At 54.5% G+C, this 20221-nt stretch carries 15 protein-coding genes and 1 pseudogene; 3 read left to right on the forward strand and 13 right to left on the reverse strand.

From position 1 onward, the window contains the following. Positions 1–236, forward strand: a 236-nt coding sequence (locus ACTD9P_RS20475; RefSeq protein ID WP_438868014.1) for a transposase, incomplete at its 5' end; no start/stop codon positions are given. An 11-nt stretch (positions 237–247) separates the two neighbouring features. Here the strand turns inward: ACTD9P_RS20475 and ACTD9P_RS20480 are convergent. From ACTD9P_RS20480 to ACTD9P_RS20495, 4 genes are all read right to left on the reverse strand, one after another. Next, positions 248–802, reverse strand: a complete 555-nt coding sequence (locus ACTD9P_RS20480; protein ID WP_438869126.1) for a protein-tyrosine phosphatase family protein — start codon at positions 800–802, stop codon at positions 248–250. A gap of 67 nt (positions 803–869) precedes the next feature. Continuing rightward, on the reverse strand, positions 870–2054 hold the full coding sequence (locus ACTD9P_RS20485; RefSeq protein ID WP_438869127.1) for a hypothetical protein: 1185 nt from the start codon (positions 2052–2054) through the stop codon (positions 870–872). A 95-nt stretch (positions 2055–2149) separates the two neighbouring features. Next, positions 2150–3136 (reverse strand): hypothetical protein, encoded by a 987-nt coding sequence (locus tag ACTD9P_RS20490; RefSeq protein ID WP_438869128.1) that lies wholly within the window; start codon positions 3134–3136, stop codon positions 2150–2152. A 27-nt stretch (positions 3137–3163) separates the two neighbouring features. Further along, positions 3164–4219: an alpha-xenorhabdolysin family binary toxin subunit A gene (locus ACTD9P_RS20495; RefSeq protein WP_438869129.1), complete on the reverse strand. Its 1056-nt coding sequence runs from the start codon at positions 4217–4219 to the stop codon at positions 3164–3166. 412 nt (positions 4220–4631) lie between these two features. Between ACTD9P_RS20495 and ACTD9P_RS20500 the strand changes: the two genes are divergently transcribed. Both ACTD9P_RS20500 and ACTD9P_RS20505 read left to right on the forward strand, forming a co-directional pair. After that, complete coding sequence (locus ACTD9P_RS20500) at positions 4632–5738, forward strand: hypothetical protein (RefSeq protein ID WP_438869130.1); 1107 nt, start codon at positions 4632–4634, stop codon at positions 5736–5738. A 498-nt stretch (positions 5739–6236) separates the two neighbouring features. Beyond that, positions 6237–6497 carry a hypothetical protein gene (locus ACTD9P_RS20505; protein ID WP_438869131.1) on the forward strand — a complete coding sequence of 87 codons (261 nt, stop codon included), beginning with the start codon at positions 6237–6239 and terminating at the stop codon, positions 6495–6497. A gap of 83 nt (positions 6498–6580) precedes the next feature. Here ACTD9P_RS20505 and ACTD9P_RS20510 read toward each other — a convergent pair. The 9 genes and pseudogenes from ACTD9P_RS20510 to ACTD9P_RS20550 all read right to left on the reverse strand — a co-directional run bounded on the left by ACTD9P_RS20510 (position 6581) and on the right by ACTD9P_RS20550 (position 19980). Then, positions 6581–8838 (reverse strand): annotated as a pseudogene (locus tag ACTD9P_RS20510) (TonB-dependent siderophore receptor). A gap of 401 nt (positions 8839–9239) precedes the next feature. Next, positions 9240–10211, reverse strand: a complete 972-nt coding sequence (locus ACTD9P_RS20515; RefSeq protein WP_016976250.1) for a peptide ABC transporter ATP-binding protein — start codon at positions 10209–10211, stop codon at positions 9240–9242. Then, on the reverse strand, positions 10211–11179 hold the full coding sequence (locus tag ACTD9P_RS20520) for an ABC transporter ATP-binding protein (protein WP_017138287.1): 969 nt from the start codon (positions 11177–11179) through the stop codon (positions 10211–10213). Before ACTD9P_RS20520 ends, ACTD9P_RS20515 begins: the two co-directional genes overlap by 1 nt. 10 nt (positions 11180–11189) lie before the next feature. Further along, complete coding sequence (locus ACTD9P_RS20525; RefSeq protein WP_056859205.1) at positions 11190–12101, reverse strand: ABC transporter permease subunit; 912 nt, start codon at positions 12099–12101, stop codon at positions 11190–11192. A gap of 10 nt (positions 12102–12111) precedes the next feature. Beyond that, positions 12112–13122 carry an ABC transporter permease subunit gene (locus ACTD9P_RS20530; protein WP_078740765.1) on the reverse strand — a complete coding sequence of 337 codons (1011 nt, stop codon included), beginning with the start codon at positions 13120–13122 and terminating at the stop codon, positions 12112–12114. Between the two features lie 76 nt (positions 13123–13198). Beyond that, complete coding sequence (locus tag ACTD9P_RS20535; RefSeq protein ID WP_438869133.1) at positions 13199–14797, reverse strand: ABC transporter substrate-binding protein; 1599 nt, start codon at positions 14795–14797, stop codon at positions 13199–13201. Between the two features lie 80 nt (positions 14798–14877). Continuing rightward, a complete protein-coding gene (locus ACTD9P_RS20540; RefSeq protein WP_219266814.1) occupies positions 14878–16272 on the reverse strand; it encodes an OprD family porin in 1395 nt (464 codons plus the stop codon). 170 nt (positions 16273–16442) lie between these two features. Further along, a complete protein-coding gene (locus tag ACTD9P_RS20545) occupies positions 16443–17987 on the reverse strand; it encodes an ABC transporter substrate-binding protein (RefSeq protein WP_438869142.1) in 1545 nt (514 codons plus the stop codon). A gap of 364 nt (positions 17988–18351) precedes the next feature. Then, the gene (locus ACTD9P_RS20550) at positions 18352–19980 is read right to left on the reverse strand and encodes an ABC transporter substrate-binding protein (RefSeq protein WP_438869134.1); all 1629 of its coding nucleotides are present in this window, start codon (positions 19978–19980) and stop codon (positions 18352–18354) included. Positions 19981–20221 lie beyond the last annotated feature (241 nt).

Below are 20221 nucleotides of genomic sequence, written 5' to 3' on the forward strand. Positions count from 1 at the left end.
GGCAACAATGGCTGCGCCTTGCGCATGAAAGCGAAATACCGCCTCTGATCCTGTTTGCCAAACGACTGAAGGGTTACTGGCGAGGCATCGTCAGCCGTGTTCGCTGGCCCATGCATACGGGCCAACTAGAAGGGATAAACAATCGAATAAAGGTCATTAAGCGGATGGCGTACGGTTACCGGGATAGCGAGTTCTTTTTCATGAAGATCAAGAGCGTCTTTCCCGGTAATCCGTGAAGAACCTTTTTTCAGGAGTTTTGCATTTTATAAAAGTCGCGTAGGACTTTCTCTTGATCATCTGTCTCCGCAGTCGACACCTCAATAATCTCGTCTAATTTCGACGCAGGGCTTCCTTTAGGGAGTTTGTAGATGGCGTAAGCCGACATCATAGTGCCAGTTCTTCCCTGACCGAACCCGCAGTAAACTAAAGCATTACCTTTACTTAGGATATTATCAACCGCTTGACACGCTTGTAAAAGCTCTTTAGCTGTAGGGACGCCGAAGTCCACAACGGCGAGATGGTGGTAGGTGATGCTTTCAGCGGCCAATGCTGTCATGCTGTTATCATGTATCAAATGATGATTTAAGCTGACAATGCCTTTGATGTTGTAAGTTTTTAAAAGTTTAATTGCAGGAGTGTCAAACTTCTGAAGCGTATCATCTTCGTCGTTATAGTAGGGTTGTGAACTTCTGAATACCCTAGTGTTTCCTTTTTCGAAGGTAACCCAGTTTTGGAATACGGCAATTTTTCCTGAATACAGGGTCTTTACATAACCGGCTAAACTGTCGACTTTTTTCTTCACTTTAGTGTTCCTTTAAGTTAACTGCTGCAGCATCGCACAAATAGTTTGCGCTGGCCAAGAGAGAGTGCTAGATGATTTCGTTGAAATAAGACATGTCCTCTATATGCCCTTTGGCGAGCCCTTGACTCGGGGTGAAACGAGCGCCTTGGGCAGACTTGAAATTTGTTAATTGCCCATTTAGCCAAATTTCACGATCGTTTTTAATTTCTTGACTTTGGTTTAAGTAAGTCGTGTGTCGCATAGTGATATAGTTGTCGTATTCACTTTTTATTTTAGCGAGCACAGAGTTACCAGTCTCACTGAGATCGGGATAGCCACTAGCCGCTTTGATTGAAAGGTCTGAGTCCCAGCGGTTCAGGCACTTCATTGCCAGGTAAAAAACCAGGTCTGAAGGTTCAGAGAAGGTCCCTGGGCTACTGTCGCCGTCTGTCGCTTGATTACCTATCAAGGTGGTATGACGGCCGGCGATGGGATAGATATGAATACGTGTGTTTGGCGCCGTATCGGGAACAATGCAGGGCAGGCTGGCAGAGCGTTCATCTCTAGCATAAAATCCTACATACTCACTGACGTTGTCTGCCAAAGTTGTTTGACCAGGCTCATGAGTTAGGGGGCCGACAACTGGATCGATGGCCAGAATGTTGACCGGAATACTACATAACCGACTGTCAGTTTTCATAGCATTTGCAAACATGTGACAACTGACTCCGCCGCGACCCCAGCCTACTAAATTTATTTGTGTATACGGGGCTATGCTAATCTTTACGTATTCATTTTCCACTATTCTGAATTCTCTTAGAAGCCAGTCTTTTGGTAGATCTGTTATCGCTGGAATTGAGTCGTCGGAGATTCCTTCTGGAGGGCGTTCTTTTTTATATATCCAATTGGTGTTGTCTTTTCTAATATATTCAATTGCCCTGTAAATGTTGTTGCTCCAGCGGTTAACGAATGTCATAGGTGACCATTGAAAAAAACCAGAAGAACGGGTAAATAGGTCGTCGCTTAGAAAATGGCCGCTACCGGGGCCATTTATAATGAGATTTCCATCTACGTCAACTGTTTGTGTGGCTTTTGAGTATGCCGAGCCGTACAAGTAAAATTTAGAATTCATAAAATTGGCTGCCTGAGTTGCAAGCGCTGTCATTAGATGAAGCTTTGAGCTTGTAGCTATACCGTCCCTGCCAGAGATGGTGTTCTCGTCTGTAACGGTGATATCCCCGTCGCTATTAAAGAAAATTGTTAATGTTCCCATGGAAATAACTCCTGTTCAAAGAATGGTAGTTGAACGGCTATATTTACCCGCGACAGTAGCCAAACCCTGCTGGCGCGGGTGTACTGTAGGCGCTTCTAGCCCCGGAGCCACTTAGGTGAAAGACTATTGGCATAAGTCTTCAGGGCGGGAGCTTGGTCTACGAGGCGGTTAGCAATTTGCACTGTGTCCGATCCCGAAAAAACAACTTTGGTAAATGAATCGAATGATTCAAGGATTTTTTCGATTTCAGTGACATACTGAGCCTTCGGCTCGTGTAATTTCTCATAGAATAGTAGTTGTTTCGTCTCGTCAAAATTACCCTTGATCTGCATATCAATATCGTTTCGACGATTCTCTCGTTCATTAATTTGTTTAATAAGCTGAATGCGAGCTTTTAGCATGTCGTCATGTTTGATTGCAGCATCAGTAAGCTGTAGTATGGTTTTAACGGCCTGTACGCCTTCTTTGAGTAATTCTTTCTTGAAAGTAGCGGGCGATCCGCTCGCCTTAACTACATTGTCGACTTGGTTTAAGATTGGCAAGGCTTTATCATAAAAAGATTCTTCATCATAAGCTTCGATTGCCAAGTCGAGTGCCTGTTTTTTTTCCAGCATTACGTCATAATGATCTTCATCTTTTTCCAGCGTTGCAATGGCTTTGAGATTTGCTCTGGTGCTGCTGAGCTCTTGAAGTCTGTAGTTATTACTGGCATAACTCATTGTTTTCAAGTTGTAAGTCGATTTGAAAAGCTCGTCGCGTAGAGCGATCAGCGCATTTTTTTTGGTGTTAAGAGTCGTGTTCAGATCACGTTTGTAGTCAGCTAACACGCTACCCTCCATTTCATCTAGGTCGATCAGGGCGGCTTCGATGTCAGACGTGTTGATGACGTTGCCGACTTTTAGCAAGATGTCATTTGCATTCTGGTCAACACTGTTCACATTCGTTGCCAGTGCTAACAAATCAGTGCGTAATGCGGGGGTGGTAATAAGGCTTAGTTTGATTCTGGCATAATAGTTGATGCTATCCCGGCAGTCTTTCACGGTGATTAAATTGGGTGTGTTAAATGTCGTGACGGTGCTCATGGTCGTATACCTTTGTGAGAAGGGGGGTTATCGAATGTCTAACCTGAAAGCGTTCATCAAGGTGGTAGCGTTGTCCTCGATATTGCGCCAGTCCAGCAACAATACTTCCAGTTTTCTCACGAACAGACCGAGGTAAGCGTAATTGGCATTTGTTTTGAACTGATTTGAAGAATCATCAATAAGCAATAGAATGTTCTCCCAGTGACTGTGTAGTTGCTGGGTGGCAGTAATTGCCGGGTTAACGACGTCGTATAAAGACCCCATGCCGATATTGAGCGTTTGTAGTACGCCTTTAAGCTTGTTGTCTTTTGATAGCTTGTTTAGTGCATCATCTCGACGCTTGATAAGCTCGCCGCCAGGCTTGTCGGCGGATTTACTTTGTTCTTGGAGTGACATTATCTCCGCAACGCCTACTGCGAAGTTCATGATGTTCTGCATAAAGCTGGGCTTTGCTCGTACTTGATTAGTATTTTCTGCAAGCTTGATCAGGTCTCGTCGGATATTGGATATTTCCGTATCAAGTGCGTCAGGGTTTGAAACTTGTATCATTTTTCCAATCCACGGTGCGATGGTGTTCACGAGAGTATTTTTAAAACTATCAAGGTCCACGAGCGCTACTGAGCTTTTTCGTTTTTTTTCATGTATTGAATCTTTGATATATTTGACGGTTTGCTCCAGCGTTGAAATCTGGCATTGATCGCCACCATCAAGTGATATCTGAGGGAGTGTGTTGAGTTCACTTTCAGTCAAGTCGCCTATTTTCCGAGACTTATAGCCTTCCATATTTTTAACAGCGTTGACAGCCTCATCGCCGTACTCATGGATATCTTTGGAAAATCCCACGAGGACAGCGCTGATTGTGATCATGCTTTGTTGAGTTTTCTCCCATGACTTGGCATGAGTGTTGATAGTATTGTAATTGTCTAAAATCTCGGCAACGAGTGTGTCGGGAGCGTCATTTATTTCTTTTTTAACATCCTCAGCCGTTAAGGGAAGTAGTTTTCCTGTAGAAACATAGCGAGAGATTACCCGCACGTCATCACTGGTGATAATGGGGATTGGATAGTCCAGTCCATATTCCATGATTATTATTCCTTCTATAAGAGTAAGTTGGTTTTTCGGGTTTACTGCTGATAGACGCCTCCTCTTTTCTTTGGCGTGAATAGACAATGTCTATCAAGCTTAAATTTCAAAGTGCTCATGAAAGTCGACTGTGATTCATGGGGGCGTGGGGTAAGTAAGCATTACAAGTGTTCAGATTGAATACTGTTAGATCTGACAGGTTTCAATAATCTTTTGGAATGATTTCCCGGCAGGTAGTGGTTTTTTGTTATAAGGATATTGGTCGCGTTGAATTCACATTTTTGGAATTTTGTATACTGTCAGGCCTCACAGCTTGCAGGGGAGGGGGGGGGCAGTTATAAACCTGCTTAAGTCACTTGCTTTAAGAGGTGTGGCTGCACATAGAAAAATATCTAGTCATGAGGTAATGATCATGTCCGACCAATTGCAAGATAAATCTATTATTACCGCAAGCGAGATTGAAGTGGTCCGTGAGTATATCGGTCTTTCAACCCGGCTCAGAGCCGATTATGACAGCATGAAAAGAAGCAGTTCTTTCATCGCGCTGTCGAACAAATGCGGACTTAGTACCGCCTTGGATGAGCAAGGCGTAAATGACTTGATAGGTGCTGTTTTAAATCATGCAGGTAGGTGGGCAAAAATCGAAGTAGATATGCGGTACTTATGTAAAGAAATTTTTACAGGCTCGGAATGTTTTATGGTTGCCAGTGGTGCTGTTATTAAGAGGATAAAGTCGCTTCCTGGCTACGAAAACTCTTCAGCACAACTTAACAGGTTGCCTGAAGTGGAGTGGGAGGGGATAGCGATCCCGTTGGGCGAGGCAGATCTTACGATTGTGCCCTCTGTCAAAAAGGCCATTGCTGATATGTCTGAGGCGATGAGCAGTTTAAGCGTAGCGGGAGGTGATTTAAGAGATAATATAATGAATTTCAAAATTGAGCTTATGAACTCTATTCAGACAGCGTTGCGTAAAATTACTCAATTGGACACTGTGCAGGAGTTGGAAGAAACGCTTTCTCGTGTGGCCATGAGCGAAGATGATAGACTCATTGTACGTGGGCATATGCACAATGTAACGACTGTGTTTGCAGAGTCCGTAACGCAATCTTTTATACGGGATAATAAAGTCCCGAATATGGACTTGGTTAATTACTATAATGACGACTACGAGCGGATTCTTCAGGGGCTGCCTGTAAACAGTAAAGATATTCTGAAAGCGTTAGTTTTGAAAATGCGCAGCGGTGCTGTATTGACACAGCATTTTTCAACGTTTCATGACGCTGTTGAGCGTTTGAATGCGCCTTTGGAATTTGCTGACAAAGGGGTTGGGCAGATAAGAACATTGTGGACTGTTACCTTGGATGTCATGGAGAGCGCTCGTGACAGAATTCTTCAAGTTACGTCATTTGCGCAGATGAAGCGAATAGAAAAATCACTGACGTCTGCGGCGGCACAGTGGAAGTCCGTACGAAGTAACGCAGAAGAGCTGGATAAACTTCTCGGCTCACCTCAGGTATAAGTTTTATCTCGTATTAGTGTATAAGCGCCATGAAGTACTTTAATGATGGGCAAGCGTTAATCGATTGGGTCTTTGTAAGGATAGTTATTATGTTTCACGCCCAGGTGAGTCAGGTGTAGCGCGTGAGTATCATATAACTAATAGTTTGAACGATGTATGGAGAACGCAAAGCCCTTAGGCTTTGCATCGTTTATAACGGGTAGTGAATGTTCAAACTACAGGTTGTCTGAGTCAGTGCTCTGCGGTTTCAGCGCAAGCTCGGTGCCTGCCCGGGCGGCCTCGACTTGTGCAATAACGGCATCTTTTACTGTCGCCCTTCTAAAGCCACTGAGTGCGAGATGTTTAATGTGTTCGGTACTCAGGTATAGTAAGTGCAGCGCTATGTCCATGGCGCTCTGAAATGAAATGAGCGTGGTGCTCCATCGCGACTAGCTTCAACGCATGCGGCGGTCAATCGCTGTCGTACAGGTCTCATCTACTGACTGGACGGAATCGACCATGAGTATTGTTCAACGCGTCGTGCTGTTGATGAAGGTGCTGGTGTTGTTGTCGTTGGGGATGTCGACGGCCTGGGCGCATAACCCGGTGCATGGCTCAGCCATGGTGGCGAGTAGCCAGAGCTCGGACTTGCAGTTGGCCAAGTCCGAAGCGGAACCCGGCGATAAAGGCCAAGGTGGCAGTGAAGACAATGACGACTCGACCACCGACGAGCCTGACAGCGACGACACGGACGCAGACGAAGGCGATAGCCAGACGTAGGCTCGCCCAGCAATGTAAAGCGCTTCAAACAATGCCTTGGATGGGGTTTCCAAGGCATTGTTATTATTGGCCGCCCACTTTCCTCAGAACGAAGTGGTCACCGACGCGAAGTAAGCCCGACCCGGCTCATTGTAGGTCTGCGCCCCCGCATCGTCCGCGTTGCCTTTGCGCGACAAGCGCTTGTCTAGCAGGTTGTTGATGCCCACCCGCACGCTCAGGTTCTTGCTGAATTCGTAACCACTGCTCAGGCCCATCAACCCGTACGGATCGACATCCTGCTGGGCGCTGCGGTCATAGCTGTTGGCGCTGCGTGAGTTGAGTGTCGGCGCTTCCTGCTTGCCGTAGTAGGTGCCGCTGACCTGGAAGGACAGCTTGTCGGTGGCTTGCCAATCAAGCGTGGTGTTGACGGTGTACTTGGGGATGATGCTCAAGGGCTCGCCGGTGTCCTTGTCCTTGGAGTCGATCATGTAGGTCAGGTTGGTGTTCAAGTCCAAGTCATCGCGCAGGCTGATGAACAGGTTGCCTTCAACGCCCTGCACCAAGGCTGGGCCGCTGTTTTCCCACTCCAATACACGTCGGCCATTGCCCAGACGGAACGCCGCCTCGTTACTGGCGTTGATCTTGTTCTTGTAGTCATTACGGAAATACGTCGCACTGGTGCGCCAGGTGCCCTTGTCCAAAGCCAGGCCGATTTCCTTGTTGACGCTGATTTCCGGCTTCAGGTCGCGGTTGCCCACCAGGTAGCAGCCGCCCATGTTGGCTTCGCTGGCGTTGCAGCCATTGCCCCGGCTGTACAGCAAGTAGTTCGGGTTGGACTGGTACAGGTTGGGAGTCTTGTAGGCGCGGGCAATGCCGCCCTTGATGCTCAGTTCGTCGGTCAACTGGTGCGAGGCGTTCAAGCTGGGGCTCCAGTTGCCGCCATATTCCTCATGATCGTCGAAGCGCAAGCCAGGGGTGATGACGGTTTTGCTGCCCAACTCAATGTTGTCCTCGGCAAACAAGGCGTAGCTCGATGCGGTGGTTTTGGTGCTGTTGCGGCTGACGCCCGGGATGGCGGGGACGCCGCCGGTGCCTGGGTCGTAAGTTTGCGGGCGCAACGAGCCTGGGTCGTTCATCGACTCGTAGAGGTATTCGCTGCCCAGGGTCAGCACCTGTTCGGCACCGACGCTCAGGGGCAGGTTGACCTCGGCAGTGGCCCGGGTATTGCGCAAGCGCGACTCGAAACGGCCTGCACTGGCGGAGGGCGCGCCTTCGCCGGAACCGGCCAGGCCTTCGTTGAGGCGCTCGTTGCGGGTCAGGTCGTGGGTCAGCGTGGCCAGGGTCGAACCCCAGTCGAATTCACCGCGATGGGTGGCAGAAAAGCTGCTGCGCTGAATCACACTGGTTTCCTTGCCCACCAGGCTCTCCACGAACGCGCCACCGCCGTTGAGCATGGTGTCGCCGGCGAAAATATTGCCCTGGCGGCTGTAGCTGGCTTCCAGGTCGAGGGTTTGCTCGGGGGTGAACTGCCAGCTCAGCAAGCCATTCACGTCTTTATTGCGCACGCCTTCGCGGCCGGCTACCAACGAGTCCGGCGTCGCTTGCGCTGCGCGGTTGATGTCGGCGTCATCGGCGTCCGTCTTGTTCAGGCCGCCATAGACGCGGAACGCCAGGGTGTCGGTCAATGGGCCGCTGAGGTTGAAGTTGGTGCGCTTGCTCGCGCCTTCGGCATCGTTTTCGGGGAAGGCGGTGTAGGCGGTCAGCGAGCCGTGCAGTTGGTCGGTGGGGCGTTTGGTGATGATGTTGATGACACCGCCCATGGCACCGGAGCCATAACGGGCGGCGGCCGGGCCGCGCAGGATTTCAATACGCTCGACTTCTTCGGCCGGTACCCAGTTGGTTTCGCCACGGGTATCACGGTCGCCGCTCCAGCCGTAACGCACGGCGTTGCGCGAGGTGGACGGCTTGCCATCGATCAGGATCAGGGTGTTTTCCGGGCCCATGCCGCGCAGGTCGATCTGGCGGTTATTGCCACGACTGCCGCTGGAACTGTTGCCGGTCAGGTTCACACCCGGCTCGCGGCGGATGATTTCCGACAGGTCGTTGGTGGGCGGGCGTTTCTTGATGTCTTCGGCGGTGATGATCGACACGCCGGGCGCTTGCTTGAGTTCTTCGGCGGCGGTGCCCAGTACACGTGTCTCGCCCAGCACCAGGGCTTGGGGCGTGCCATCCACAGGCAGGTCTGTCGCTTGGATCGGCACTTTGTCGCGCTCTTTTCCACACTCTGCGCCAGTAGCGCGGGGGACGAAAGGGTAGCGATAAACGCCAGCGAGAGATGGCTGAGCCTGAATTGAGACGACATGTCCATAAAGTCCTTTAGGAGGGGCGATTGAACGAGAGACGTCTGAATTTTTTCGTGCATCCAGCGCTCTCCGTGCGCAGTAATGGTATTTATTCTCAAACAGAAGTAAATTGCATTTACAATCTATACACTTCTCAAAACAGTCTGGCTCAATGTTTTCAGGGCTTTTGGCATAGATTCAAACGGTATGTTTTTTGTTACAACCGCAAAAAAAAGCCCCTCCGGCCAGACTGATGCGCAATCTGGCGGGAAGGGCGATGGAACTCATTGAAACCACAGCCCCTTGTAGGAGCGAGCTTGCTCGCGAAGACCCATGGACACCGCGTTAAACCAGACTACCCGCGTTATCGTTGACGTTTTTCGCGAGCAAGCTCGCTCCTACAGGGGGAGGTTGGGTTGCTTCAGGCCACAAACTGCTCCGCATAGTGGCAAGCCACCTGACGGTTATCCAAAGCGCGCAACTGCGGCTCTTCAGTGCTGCAGCGCGCCGTGGCGTACGGGCAACGCTTGTGGAACGCGCAGCCAGGCGGCGGGTTCAGCGGGTTGGGCAGTTCGCCGACGATCTTGATCTTCGGCTTGTTCGGGTCCGGGTGGATGGTCGGGGTGGCCGACAGCAGCGCCTGGGTATACGGGTGCAGCGGGCGCGCGTAGATGTCTTCCTTGGGGCCGACTTCTACCGGGCGGCCGAGGTACATCACCATCACATCGTCGGCGACGTGCTGTACCACGGCCAGGTTGTGGGAGATGAACACGTAGGCGGTGTTGAACTCCTGCTGCAAATCCATGAACAGGTTGAGTACCTGGGCCTGGATCGACACGTCCAGCGCCGAGGTCGGTTCATCCGCGACCAGCACTTTAGGCTGCAACATCATGGCGCGAGCCAGGGCAATGCGCTGGCGCTGGCCGCCGGAGAACATGTGCGGGTAGCGCTGATAATGCTCAGGGCGCAGGCCCACTTGCTTCATCATCGCCTGCACTTTTTCGCGGCGTTCGGCGGCGGACAGGTTGGTGTTGATCAGCAGCGGCTCGCCGAGCTGGTCACCGACCTTCTGGCGCGGGTTCAGCGAAGCGTACGGGCTTTGGAACACCATCTGCACGTCTTTGCGCAATTGCTTGCGCTGGGCCTTGTCGGCGCCGGCAACTTCCTGGCCGGCGATTTTCAAGGAGCCGGACGACGGTTCTTCGATCAGCGTCAGCGCACGAGCCAAGGTGGACTTGCCGCAACCCGATTCGCCTACCACGGCGAGGGTCTTGCCGGCTTCCAGTTCAAACGACACACCATTAAGCGCGCGTACCAGTGCATGGCCCTTGAACAGGCCACGGGACACTTCGTAGTGGCGGGTGAGGTCGCGGGCGGTAAGAACGACGGCCATTACGCCACCTCCTGGTTCAAGGGGTAGAAGCAGCGCGCGAGGCTGTTGCTTTTCGGGTCAAGGCCGGGGCGCTGGGCACGGCAGGATTCCTGCACATACGGGCAGCGTGGCGACAGCAGGCAACCCTGCGGGCGGTCATAACGACCGGGCACGATACCCGGCAGGGTGGCCAGCCGCGTGGCGCCCAGGCTGTGCTCGGGGATCGCCTTGAGCAGTGCTTCGCTGTACGGGTGCGCCGGAATGTCGAACAGTTGCGGCACCTGGCCGACTTCCACGGCTTGGCCTGCGTACATCACGCACACGCGCTGGGCGGTTTCAGCCACGACCGCAAGGTCGTGAGTGATCAGCACCAGGCCCATGTTCTGCTCTTTTTGCAGGGCCAGCAGCAGTTCCATGATCTGCGCCTGGATGGTCACGTCCAGTGCAGTGGTCGGTTCATCGGCGATCAGCAGTTTCGGTTCGCCGGCAATTGCCATGGCGATGGCCACACGCTGGCTCATACCACCGGACAGTTGGTGCGGGTAGGCATCCATACGGCTGGCAGCGCCCGGGATTTCTACCTTTTCGAGCAGTTCGATAGCGCGCTTGCGTGCTTGCTTGCCGGACATTTTCAGGTGCAGGCGCAGCACTTCTTCGATCTGGAACCCCACGGTGTAGCTGGGGTTCAGGGCGGTCATCGGGTCCTGGAACACCATCGCCAGGTCTTTGCCGACGATTTGGCGGCGCTGACGGTTGCTCAGCTTGAGCATGTCCTTGCCGTCAAAGTTCAGGGCGTCGGCGGTGACGATGCCGGGGTGCTCGATCAGGCCCATCAGCGCCATCATGGTCACGGATTTGCCCGAGCCCGACTCGCCAACGATCGCCAGTACTTCGCCTTTGTCGACGGAAATGTCGAGGCCATCGACCACCGGCACGGCAGTCTTGTCGCCGAAGCGCACGTTGAGATTCTTGATTTCTAACAGTGACATGGGAATCTCCTCAGGCGGCGTTCTTGAGTTTCGGGTCCAGCGCATCGCGCAGGCCGTCACCCATCAAGTTGATTGCCAGCACGCTGAGCAAAATGGTCAAACCAGGCAGGCTCACTACCCACCAGGCGCGTTCGATGTAGTCACGGGCCGAAGCCAGCATGGTGCCCCACTCAGGGGTTGGCGGTTGTACGCCAAGGCCCAGGAAGCCCAGGGCTGCGGCATCGAGGATCGCCGAGGAGAAGCTCAAGGTAGCCTGTACGATCAGCGGCGCCATGCAGTTAGGCAGCACGGTGATGAACATCAGGCGGGGCAGGCCGGCGCCGGCGAGGCGGGCGGCAGTCACGTAGTCGCGGTTCAGTTCGCCCATCACCGCAGCGCGGGTCAAGCGCACATAAGACGGCAGCGACACGATAGCGATAGCAATCACGGTGTTGATCAGGCCAGGGCCGAGGATCGCGACGATGGCCACGGCCAGCAGCAGCGACGGCAGGGCCAGCATGATGTCCATCAAGCGCATGATGGTTGGGCCAAGCATGCGCGGGAAGAACCCGGCGAACAGACCCAGCAGGATGCCCGGGATCAGCGACATCACCACCGACGACAAACCGATCAGCAACGACAGGCGCGAGCCCTGGATCAGGCGCGAGAGCAGGTCACGGCCCAGTTCATCGGTGCCGAGCAGGAATTGCATCTGCCCACCTTCCAGCCAGGCTGGCGGGGTGAGCAGGAAGTCGCGGTATTGCTCGCTCGGGTTATGCGGCGCTACCCACGGGGCAAACAGCGCGCAAAACACCACCAGCAACATGAACAGCAGGCCGGCAACCGCGCCTTTGTTTTTGGAGAAGGCTTGCCAGAATTCTTTGTACGGGGACGGGTACAGCAGGCTTTGATCGACTGCTGACACTTGAGTAGGTGTGGTCATGGTCATGATCTCAGCGCTGGTGACGGATGCGTGGGTTGGCGAAGCCGTAGAGGATATCCACCACGAAGTTCACCAGGATCACCAGGCAGGCGATCAACAAAATGCCGTTTTGCACCACCGGGTAGTCCCGCGCGCCAATGGCTTCGATCAGCCATTTGCCGATGCCGGGCCACGAGAAGATGGTTTCGGTCAGGACCGCACCGGCCAGCAGGGTGCCGACTTGCAGGCCGACTACGGTAAGCACCGGGATCAGCGCGTTACGCAGGCCGTGTACGAATACCACGCGCGCCGGCGACAGGCCTTTGGCCTTGGCGGTGCGGATGTAGTCTTCGCGCAACACTTCGAGCATCGACGAACGGGTCATCCGCGCAATCACCGCCAGCGGGATGGTGCCGAGCACGATGGCCGGCAGGATCAGGTGGTGCAGGGCGTCGAAGAACGCGTCCGGCTCGTCAGCCAGCAGGGTGTCGATCAGCATGAAGCCGGTGCGCGGCTCAATGTCGTAGAGCAGGTCGATACGCCCGGAAACCGGGGTCCAGCCCAGGCTTACCGAGAAGAACATGATCAGGATCAGGCCCCACCAGAAGATCGGCATCGAATATCCCGCGAGGGAGATGCCCATCACCCCATGGTCGAACAGGGATCCTCGTTTAAGGGCCGCGATTACCCCGGCCAACAGGCCCAGGATACCGGCGAACAACAGGGCGGCCATGGACAGTTCCAGGGTCGCAGGGAAGAGGGCGGTGAATTCGGTCCACACGCTGGTGCGTGTGCGCAGCGATTCGCCGAGGTCGCCATGGGCGAGCTTGCCCACGTAATCAAAGTATTGCGCATAGAGCGGCTTGTTCAGGCCAAGGCGTTCCATTGCCTGTGCGTGCATCTCGGGGTCGACTCGTCGTTCGCCCATCATGACTTCGACGGGGTCGCCAGGGATCATGCGAATCAACGCAAACGTGAGCAACGTAATGCCGAAAAACGTGGGGATCAATAACCCCAATCGGCGGGCAATAAAACTAAACATCTTGTTGTGTACCTCAATCAGCCGGTTAGGCAGGTTCGGCACCGTCAATGTCGACGGTGCCGAGCGTCTTCTCTTATTACTTCACCTGGGTGGTGGCGAAGTTATTTGTACCCAGAGGGCTTTGGGTAAAGCCTTCTACGTTCTTGCGCATGGCGGTGAACAATTTCGGGTAAGCCATGGGAAGCCATGGTTGATCTTTTTCGAAAACGTCCTGTGCTTGTTCATAGAGCGCAGCGCGCTGGCCGGGTTCAGCGATCGCGCGCGCTTTGTCGATCAAGTCTTGAAACTCTTTGTTACACCAGCGGGCGTAGTTTTCGCCGTTTTTCGCTGCATCGCAACTCAGGTTTGGCGTGAGGAAGTTATCCGGGTCGCCGTTATCACCGACCCAGCCCGCCGAAACCATGTCGTGCTCGCCATTTTTAGCGCGTTTGAGCATCTCGCCCCATTCCATCACTTTGATATTCACCTTCAGGCCGATCTGTGCCAGATCCGCCTGCATGCGCTGGGCGCCGAGCATCGGGTTGGGGTTGGTCGGGCCGCCACCGTTACGGGTGAACAGGGTGAACTCGGTGCCTTCCGGCACGCCGGCTTCCTTGAGCAGGGCGCGGGCCTTGTCGAGGTCACGGGGCGGGTTTTTAAGCTTGTCACTGAAACCCAGCAAGGTCGGCGGATAAGGGCCGGTACCCACCACGGCATTGCCTTTGCCGAACAGGGCTTCGGTATAGCCGGCCTTGTCGAATGCGATGTTGATCGCGTGACGCACCCGTGCATCGCTCATGTACTTGTGGGTGGTGTTCAGTGCGGTGTAGCTGGTGGTCATCGCCGCCAGTTCATCGACTTTCAGGTTCGGGTCTTTCTTGATGCTTGGAATGTCATCCGGCTTGGGGAACAACGCGATCTGACATTCGTTGGCCTTGAGCTTCTGCAGGCGCACGTTGTTATCCGTGCTGATTGCCAGGATCAGCGGGTCGACTGCCGGTTTGCCGCGGAAGTAGTCGGGGTTGGCCTTGAACCGCGCCTGGGCGTCTTTCTGGTAACGGATGAAGATGAACGGGCCAGTGCCGATCGGCTTGGCGTTGAGGTCTTCGGTCTTGCCGGATTTGAGCAATTGGTCAGCGTATTCCTTCGAGTGGATTGAAGAGAACGCCATGCCCAGGTCGGCCAAAAACGGTGCTTCAGGACGGGTCAGGGTAAAGACGACGGTGTGATCGTCGGTCTTCTCTACGCTTTTGAGCAGTTCCTTGAAGCCCATGCTTTCAAAGTATGGGTAGCCCACGAGGGACTTGTTGTGCCAAGGGTGATTCGGGTCCAGCTGGCGCTGAAAGCTCCAAAGCACGTCGTCGGCATTCATGTTGCGCGTGGGTTTGAAGTAGTCGGTGGTGTGGAACTTTACATCGTCACGCAGGTGGAAGGTGTAGGTCAGACCATCGGCGCTGATTTCCGGCAGGGCCTTGGCCAGCGCCGGTACCACTTCGGTGGTGCCGGGCTTGAAGTCCACCAGGCGGTTGAACATGGTTTCCGCCGCGGCATCGGCCGTTACAGCCGTGGTGTACAGAACCGGGTCAAAACCTTCAGGGCTGGCTTCGGTGCAGACCACCAGCGGTTTGGCCGAAACGCCGATCGCAACGCTCAACAGCGCAGCGGCAATGGCAGCTTGTAGCGGGAGCATTTTCATTCAGAGCCCTCTGCAATCGATTAAACCAGACAAGCGTAGACGGCGGGCTCGTGATGAGCCCGCCGTCTACCTGGCGCTAATTAAAGAATGTTGAACGGGATGGTGGTGACCAGGCGGAACTCACGGATGTTGCCGTCAGCCTGGTTGGCGCTGGCACGGTGAGTCACGTAGGTACCACGGATGGTGGTGGCCTTGAGTGCGCCGCTCTGAATGGCGTACGAAGTGCCTACACCGTATTCCTGGTGTTTCTCGCCATCCTGGGTCTGGATGCCGTTGTAAGCGAAGCCGGCACGGCCGCCGTCGCCGGTGTAGTGAGTGCCGTCGATGCCCCAGCCGCGAGCCGAGTAGATATTGAACTTCAGGCCCGGCACGCCGTATTCGGCCATGTTGATGCCGTAAGCGATCTGGAACGATTTCTCGTTCGGACCGTTAAAGTCGGACGTCAGGGAGTTGGCCAGGTAGATGCCGTTGGTTTCGTGCAGGTAGTCGAAGTACTCGTTACCGTTAACTTCCTGGTACGAGAAGGTCAGGCTGTGAGCCTGGTGAGTCAGGCCCAGCGACAGCGAGTAGGTGTCGTTGTCGATCTTGCCCATCAACTTTTTGCCTTCGTCCACGGTCTTGTAGTAGTTCAGGCCGGTGGTCAGGGACAGGGTCTGAGCATCACCCAGTTCGTGGGTAGCGCCGAAGTAGTACTGGTTCCAGAAGTCTTTGACTTGAGCGCCGAAGAAGCTGGTTTTCAGGCTCTTGAACGGCTGGTAGTTCACACCGGCGGTGTAGACGTGATCCGCTTCCTGGCCATTGCCGTATTCACTGCGGAATTTCGACAGGCTCTGTTCGGTACGTGGCGACACGCGGTCGAAGTAAGCGCCCTGGAACGACAGGTTGCTGAATTCTTCGCTGTTCAGCGCGAAACCTTCAAAGCTCGATGGCAGCGCACGGTTGCCGATGGTGTCGACGATGCCGCTGCTGAAGTTCTGGCGACCGGCAGTCAAGGTGGTGTTGGAAACACGGAACTTGACGTTGGCCAGGCCCAGTTTGCTCCACTGGTCGACTGCATCACCGTCGGAGTCGGCCAGGGTACGGTTGGAACCACCCTTGATGTCGCGCTTGCTGCGGTCCAGCACGATAGCGTTGTAGGCCGCGACTTCGGTAGCGACGCCCACGGTGCCTTGGGTAAAGCCCGAGCTCAGGTTGAGGATAGTGCCCTGTACCCAGTTGGTACGGTAAGCGTCAGTGCGCGCTTCGCCGTGCTTCTGGTAGGTGAACTTGCCGCCACGGAACTTCTGTTCGTTGGAGAACCAGTTACGGGTGGTACCGCCCAGGCTTGCGCCGTCGACAAAGCCCTTGGCCTCGCTTTGGGCGCTGGTGCCGGCCAATGTGGTAGGAACGAAGTCCTGGCTCTGGGTTTCCGCAAATGCGGTTGCCGTGATGCTGCTGATGGCCAGGGCCAGAAGCGCTTTGCTGCTCAGTTTCATGGGTGAAGCTCCTTTGGTTCTCTTTTTAATGCCGGTCTTTTTAGGTGAACCGGCTATTGGGTGTGTAACTCGTTCAAGCTAATGCAAACGTTTGCAGTAGGAAAATTCCCAACAAAAGGCTGCACGTTTGCGAGAGAGCCAGTTTGGCTCCCCACCATCCGGTTATTTTCTTATGGGTTGATACTGACGCCCGAGAACACGTTGCGGCCGAAGGGGCTGACTTTGAAACCTTCGACTTTGGCGCTTAACGGCTGGTTGACCGTCGAGTGGGCGACTGGCGTGATCGGCACTTGCTGTTTAAGCAATTGCTGCGCCTGTTTGTACAGAACAGTCCTTTGTTCGCGGTCGGTCACGACCTTGGCTTGCTTGATCAGCTTGTCGTACGCCGGGTCACACCACATGGAGTAGTTGTTCCCGCCGATGGCGTCGCAGCTGTAAAGAGTGCCCAGCCAGTTGTCCGGGTCACCGTTGTCGCCGGTCCAGCCGATCAGGCTGACATCGTGCTCACCGTTCTTGGTGCGCTTGATGTATTCGCCCCATTCATAGCTGACGATCTTGACCTTGAGGCCGATCTTGGCCCAATCGCTTTGCAGCATTTCGGCCATCAGCTTGGCGTTGGGGTTGTACGGGCGCTGCACCGGCATGGCCCACAGGGTGATCTCGGTGCCTTCTTTAACACCGGCGGCCTTGAGCAATTGCTTGGCTTTTTCCGGGTTGTAGGCGGCGTCCTTGATGCTGTCGTCGTAGGACCACTGGGTCGGCGGCATGGCGTTGACCGCCAGTTGCCCCGCGCCCTGGTACACGGCATTGAGGATGCTCTGCTTGTTCACCGCCATGTCCAGCGCCTGGCGCACTTCGAGCTGGTCGAAAGGTTTATGGCGCACGTTGTAGGCGATGTAGCCAAGGTTGAAACCTGGCTTGGTCAACAGTTGCAGGTTTGGATCGGCCTTGAGCGCGTCAACGTCAGCGGGGCGCGGATGCAGGGTGATCTGGCACTCGCCGGCCTTGAGCTTCTGCACGCGCACCGAGGCGTCGGTGTTGATGGCGAAAATCAGTTGGTCCAGCTTGACGCGGCTTGGGTCCCAGTATTGTTTGTTGCCCACATAACGGATCTGCGAGTCTTTCTGGTAGCGCTGGAATACAAACGGCCCAGTGCCGATCGGCTTCTGGTTGATGTCGCTGGGCTTGCCTTCTTTGAGCAACTGTTCGGCGTATTCGGCCGACAGGATCGAGGCAAAGCTCATGGCGATGTTCTGCACAAACGCGGCGTCAACCGTGTTCAGGGTCATCACCACGGTGTAGGGGCCGGTCTTTTCGACCTTGGCGATGTTCTTGTTCAGGCTCATCCCGTTGAAGTACGGAAACTCGGTGGGGTAGGCCTTGCGAAACGGGTATTCCGGGTCAAGCATGCGGTTGAAGGTGAACAGCACGTCGTCGGCATTGAAGTCGCGCGTCGGCTTGAATTCCTTGTTGCTGTGGAACTTCACCCCTTCACGCAGGTGAAAGGTGTAAGTCAGGCCGTCTTCGGAAATATCCCACTTGGTTGCCAGCCCAGGCACCACGTTAGTCGCACCTTTTTCGAATTCAACCAGGCGGTTGTACAACGGCTCCGCCGCGTCGTTGTCGGTGGCGGTGGTGTACTGCGCGGTGTCAAACCCGGCCGGGCTGCCTTCAGAGCAGAACACCAGGCTTTTCTTATCGGCGGCTTGGCCCATCGTGGCCACAGCCAGCAGGCTGGTGCCAAAAATTGCGGATAGAACAGTGGTATGGCGCATGACGATCCCGATCCTTGTTTGTTGTTGTCATCAGCAAGCAATCACCCAGGCGTCAGGCCTGGGGGACATCACTGATCCCACATACAGCAAGTGCCTTTCCTGGATTGGAGCTTCTGCTGTCCTACGACGTTATGGGTCGCGGAGCTCGCAGTAAATGCGCCAAAACGGATTGACCTTGTAGGCAACGGATGCACAAGTCGCAGTTCATTGCTGTAGGACGGCAATGTTGCGGGTGTGGTCCGTTTCCTATGGTCTAGGCGGATGCAATAACGGCGACGTTATGAAACGTCGCCGTTACTGAGCCTTACTTGCCGCTTACGCTCACGCCGTAGAAGGAGTTCAAGCCAAACGGGCTGATCTTGAAGTCCTGCACGGTGTTGCGCATGGGTTGATACACCGTCGAGTGCGCGATAGGTGTCATCGGGACTGCATCTTTGAGGATATGTTGCGCCTGCTTGTACAGCTCGGTGCGTTTGGCGACATCCGATGTGGCTTTGGCTTCTTTGACGATGCCGTCGAATTTCTTGTCGCACCATTTGGAGAAGTTGTTACCGGCCAGCGAGTCGCAGCCGAACAGCACGTTCAGCCAGTTGTCCGGGTCACCATTGTCACCGCTCCAGCCAATGATCATGGCCTGGTTCTCGCCGCCTTTGGAGCGCTTGATGTACTCGCCCCACTCGTAGCTGACGATGTTGACCTTCAGGCCGATCTGTTTCCAGTCGTTCTGCAGCATCTCGGCCATCAGCTTGGCGTTCGGGTTGTACGGACGTTGAACCGGCATGGCCCACAGGGTGATCTCGGTGCCTTCTTTAACGCCGGCTTCCTTGAGCAGTTCCTTGGCTTTTGCCGGGTCGAACTTCGCATCCTTGATGGTGGTGTCGTAGGACCATTGGGTCGGCGGCATGGCGTTAACGGCCAGTTGGCCTGCGCCCTGGTACACGGAGTCGATGATCTGCTGCTTGTTCACCGACATGTCCAGCGCTTCACGAACGCGCAGGTCAGACAGTGGGTTGGCGGCGGTCTGGCCCTTGAGTACCGGCATAACGTTGTAAGCGATGTAGCCCAGGTTGAAACCGGCCTGGTGCGGCAGTTTCAGGTCCTTGTCTTCGCCCAGTGCCTTAAGGTCGGCCGGACGTGGAAACAGGGTGATCTGGCATTCGTTTTTCTTGAGCTTCTGGATACGCACCGACGGGTCAGTGGTGATGGCGAAGATCAGGTTGTCGATCTTCACGTCATCCGGCTTCCAGTAATCCTTGTTGCCGGTGTAACGAATGTTCGAATCTTTCTGGTAGCTCTTGAACACGAACGGGCCAGTGCCGATTGGCTTCTGGTTGATGTCCGCAGGTTTGCCTTCCTTCAACAGCTGGGCGGCGTATTCGGCTGACTGGATGGAAGCGAAGCTCATCGCCAGGTTCTGGATGAAAGCGGCGTCCACAGTGCCAAGGGTGAACTTGACGGTGTGGTCATCGACTTTCTCGATGTTCTTGATGTTGGTGTCCATCCCCATGTCCGTGAAGTACGGGAACTCGGTGGGGTAGGCTTTGCGGAACGGGTCGTCCTTGTTGATCATGCGGTTGAACGTGAACAGCACGTCATCGGCATTGAAGGTACGGGTCGGCTTGAAGTACGAGGTGGTGTGGAACTTCACGCCATCACGCAGGTGGAAGGTGTACGTCAGGCCATCCGGGGAAACGTCCCAGCTGGTGGCCAGCCCAGGAATCACAGCAGTGCCGCCGCGTTCGAACTGGGTCAGACGGTTGAACATGGTTTCGGCCGAGGCATCGAAGTCTGTTCCGGTGGTGTACTGGCCTGGGTCGAAACCGGCCGGGCTCCCTTCAGAGCAGAACACCAGGTTAGTCGCCGCTTGGGCGAAAGGAGCTGCGGCCATAAGGCCAGCGCTAACAAGTAACGGAAGGACTGCGTGTTTAAGCATGTTGGCCTCATGATTTGTTGTCATTTTTGGTGGTGAGGGCGACCTCGTGAGTCGGCCTGCGGATACTTATGCAGGGGCCATACCCATTGCAAGATGCTGAACCGTTGCAAGAGGAAAACTGTGGTACGAACGTACAGGAATGTCGCATTTATGAAAGTTTGTACATAAATGCATATATATAGAGGGTTTTTTCGGTGCATCGCGCGCACCAAAAAAGCCCAGCCGAGGCGTCTGGCGCACT

Origin of the sequence: Pseudomonas onubensis (assembly GCF_965653655.1) — a bacterium.
Taxonomy (GTDB): Bacteria; Pseudomonadota; Gammaproteobacteria; order Pseudomonadales; family Pseudomonadaceae; genus Aquipseudomonas.